Origin of the sequence: Achromobacter sp. (assembly GCF_050285585.1) — a bacterium.
Lineage (GTDB): Bacteria > Pseudomonadota > Gammaproteobacteria > Burkholderiales > Burkholderiaceae_B > Achromobacter.
Map to the genome: position 1 here is coordinate 1 of NZ_JBLZXF010000089.1, position 3,643 is coordinate 3,643.

At 67.7% G+C, this 3,643-nt stretch carries 4 protein-coding genes; all 4 read right to left on the reverse strand.

The features are described 5' to 3' along the window. Nucleotides 1-240 precede the first annotated feature (240 nt). Complete coding sequence (fabG, locus tag ACN6PJ_RS31220) at nt 241-993, reverse strand: 3-oxoacyl-ACP reductase FabG (RefSeq protein ID WP_043543310.1); 753 nt, start codon at nt 991-993, stop codon at nt 241-243. A 2-nt stretch (nt 994-995) separates the two neighbouring features. Then, on the reverse strand, nt 996-1,934 hold the full coding sequence (gene fabD / locus ACN6PJ_RS31225) for an ACP S-malonyltransferase (protein ID WP_427999496.1): 939 nt from the start codon (nt 1,932-1,934) through the stop codon (nt 996-998). A gap of 96 nt (nt 1,935-2,030) precedes the next feature. Continuing rightward, nucleotides 2,031-3,017: a beta-ketoacyl-ACP synthase III gene (locus ACN6PJ_RS31230; protein WP_427999498.1), complete on the reverse strand. Its 987-nt coding sequence runs from the start codon at nt 3,015-3,017 to the stop codon at nt 2,031-2,033. Further along, the coding region (locus ACN6PJ_RS31235) for a phosphate acyltransferase (RefSeq protein WP_427999497.1) at nt 3,017-3,643 on the reverse strand (627 nt) is incomplete at its 5' end. The genes ACN6PJ_RS31230 and ACN6PJ_RS31235, both read right to left, overlap by 1 nt.

The window sequence follows — 3,643 nt, forward strand, 5'->3', positions numbered from 1 at the left end:
CTTGACGCGCTGTTCGATGCTTTCCATGCAGATCTCCAAATGGGAAAAATCCCGCGAATTATAGCCAAGCGCGGAGTTTTGCGACGCCTGGCCGTGACAAAAATAACACCGCGCACTTGATCTGTCGCCGGAAATGGCGCAGGAAACACGTGTGCGGCGTTTCCGGTTGAACCGCGCGTTGCCTTGCCGGCTGCCCGGCTGCGGCGCGGCGGCCTGGGCCGCCTTCGCGCGGTTCGTGATTTATTGCATGTACATCCCGCCGTTGACGTGCAGGGTGGTGCCGGTAATGTAACCTGCCTGCGGCCCGGACAAAAATGCCACCGCATGCGCGATGTCCGTCGGCGAGCCGAGGCGGCCAAGCGGAATCTGCTGCAACAGCGCCGCGGTCTGGCTTTCGCCCAGGGCCCGCGTCATGTCGGTATCGATGAATCCCGGGGCAACGCAGTTCACGGTGATGTTGCGGCTGCCCAGCTCGCGCGCCAGGGCGCGCGACATGCCGGCCACGCCGGCCTTGGCGGCCGCGTAGTTGGCCTGGCCGGGGTTGCCGCTGGAGCCCACCACCGAGGTCACGTTGATGATGCGTCCCCAACGGGCCTTCATCATGCTGCGCAATACCGCGCGCGACAGGCGGAACACCGATGCCAGGTTGGTATCGATGACGGCCGACCAGTCCTCATCCTTCATGCGCATCGCCAGCGTATCACGCGTGATGCCGGCGTTATTGACGAGGATGTGCGGACCGCCGCCTTCCTTGCCCAGCGCATCGATCAGGGCGTCGCATGCCGCCGCGTCGGTCACGTCCAGCACCACGCCGCGGCCGCCGAACGGGGCCAGCGCTTCGGTGATGGCGGCCGCGCCCGATTCGGACGTGGCGGTGCCGACGACGGTGGCGCCGCGCGCCGCCAGTTCCTGGGCGATGGCGCGGCCAATGCCGCGCGTGGCGCCGGTCACCAGCGCGATCTTGCCTTGCAGTTCGATCGAGGTGTTGTCCATGTTCATGAGTTTCCGTTGACGGCGGCCAGCGCGGCTTCGAGCGAAGCCGGATCGGTAATGGCCATGCCCGTGAGTTCGGGATCGATGCGCTTGGTCAGGCCGGCCAGCACCTTGCCGGGGCCGCACTCGATGACGTGCGTGACGCCTTGCGCCTTCATCGCGCGCAGGGTTTCGACCCAGCGCACAGGATGCCATGCCTGGCGCACCAGCGCATCCCGGATTGCCCCAGGTTCGGCGGGCGAAGCCACATCGACGTTGTTGATGACCTGCAGCTGCGGCGCGGACACCGTCACGCCGGCCAGCGCGCCGGCGAGCACGTCGGCCGCGGGCTTGAGCAGGCTGGAGTGGAACGGCGCGGACACCGGCAGCAGCAGCGCGCGCTTGGCGCCGGCCGCCTTGGCCTGCTCGCAGGCGCGCTCGACGGCGGCCTTGTGGCCCGCGATCACGACCTGGGCAGGCGCGTTGAAGTTCACGGCCTCGACGACCTCGCCCTGGGCAGCGGCTGCGCACGCCGCGCGCACGGCGTCATCGTCCAGGCCCAGGATGGCGGCCATGGCGCCGGTGCCGACCGGCACTGCGGCCTGCATGGCGTCGGCGCGCACGCGCACCAGGCGCACGGCATCTTCGAGCGCAAGCGAACCGGCGGCCGTCAGCGCGGCGTATTCGCCCAGGCTGTGTCCGGCCACGACGTCCGGCTTGCGGCCGCCCGCCGCGCACCACGCCGCGTACATCGCAACGCCGGCGGTCAGCATCGCGGGCTGGGTGTTGGTGGTCAGATTGAGCTGCTCGGCGGGGCCTTGCGCGATCAATGCGCCCAGGTCCTGCCCCAGGGCCTGGGACGCCCGCGCCACGGTATCCGAGACGGCCGCGACGCCAGACCAGGCGTCCAGCATGCCGACAGCTTGAGAACCTTGGCCAGGAAAGACAAAAGCAATTTTCATGGTTGACCGTTTGGATTGATTCAGTGTCTGTGTGGGATGTCGGGCGCGCCAGCCCGGCGGTTGCGGCGCATGCGCCGCCTCCGGCCGAGCCCGCCCTTACATGCGAGCCAGGACCGAGCCCCAGGTGAAGCCGCCGCCCACGCCCTGCATCAGGACCAGTTGGCCTGGCTTGACGCGGCCATCGCGGCGCGCGGCGTCCAGGGCCAGCGGCACGCTTGCCGCGGACGTGTTGGCGTGGCTATCGACGGTGATGACGACTTTCTCGACCGGCACGGACAGCTTGCGCGCCAGGAAATTCAGGATGCGCACGTTGGCCTGGTGCGGGATCAGCCAATCGACTTCGGCCAGGTCTACGCCCGCCTCGGCGCAGGTGTCGCGCGCGGAACGGTCCAGCACAGTGACGGCCTGCTTGAACACGGCCTGTCCGTCCATGCGCAGGAACGGGTCGCCGGTGACGTCGCCGTAGGCCACGTTGCCCGCGGCGTTCAGGATCTTGCCCTGGCTGCCATCGGCATGCAGCTGCGCGGCCATGATGCCCGGCTTGTCGGAAGCCTTCAGCACCACGGCGCCCGCGCCGTCGCCGAACAGCACGCAGGTGCTGCGGTCGTTCCAGTCCAGGATGCGGGAAAAGACTTCGGCGCCGATGACCAGCGCGCAACGGGCGCGGCCCGCGCGGATGAAGCTGTCGGCGGTGGTCATCGCATAGACGAAACCGCTGCACACGGCCTGCACGTCGAACGCCGCGGAACCCTTGGCACCCAGGTTGGCCTGCACGATGCAGGCTGTGCTCGGGAAGACGAAATCCGGCGTGGAGGTGGCGAGGACGATCAGGTCGACCTCGGACGCGTCCACGCCCGCGTCGGCCAGCGCGCGGCGCGAGGCCTCCGTCGCCAGCTGGCTGGTCGTCACGCCGCGCTCGGCCAGATGGCGCTGCCGGATGCCAGTGCGCTCGACAATCCACTCGTCGGAGGTGGCGATGTCGCGCGTCGCCAGTTCCGCTGCCAGATCGTCGTTCGAAACCACGCGTTCCGGCAGGAAGCTGCCGGTGCCCGCGATCACGGAGTATTTCATTGCGGTATCCATCAAGCGGTGTCCCCAGCCACGTTTTGCGTCGGCGCCGAGGAGACGCCGCCGGATTGAACGCGCTTGGTAATCTGAGCGACCGTCTGAGCGGTACGCTCCAGCAGTTTACTCACTACGGCTTCACGGGCGCGCTGCAAGGCGAACCCGTATGCGTAGACGTCCGCGGAGCCGTGGCTCTTGATGACCACGCCGCGCAGGCCCAGCAGCGCGGCGCCGTTGTAGCGCCGGTTGTCGACGCGGGTGCGCAGGCGGTTGAGCACCGGCTTGGCCACCGCGCCGGCCAGCAGCGTGATCAGGTTGCGTTTGAACTCTTCGCGAATGACGCTGGAGAGCATCTTCGCCAGCCCTTCGACGGACTTGAGCACGACATTGCCGACGAAACCGTCGCAAACGACGACGTCGACCGTGCCCTTGAAAATGTCGTTGCCTTCCACGTTGCCGTAGAAATTGAGCGGGCTGCTGCGCAGCAGTTCGGCCGCTTCCTTGACGACTTCGTTGCCCTTGATGACTTCTTCGCCGATATTGAGCAGGCCCACGGAGGGATTCTCGCGATGGTCCACCGCCTGCGACAGCGCGGCGCCCATGATGGCGAATTGCAGAAGGTGCTCGGCCGTGCAGTCCACATT

Coding starts and splice junctions, on each gene's coding strand:
- fabD (WP_427999496.1), bottom strand. CDS start 1,934: ATGAAAATTGCTTTTGTCTTTCCTGGCCAAGGTTCTCAAGCTGTCGGC.
- fabG (WP_043543310.1), bottom strand. CDS start 993: ATGGACAACACCTCGATCGAACTGCAAGGCAAGATCGCGCTGGTGACC.
- ACN6PJ_RS31230 (WP_427999498.1), bottom strand. CDS start 3,017: ATGGATACCGCAATGAAATACTCCGTGATCGCGGGCACCGGCAGCTTC.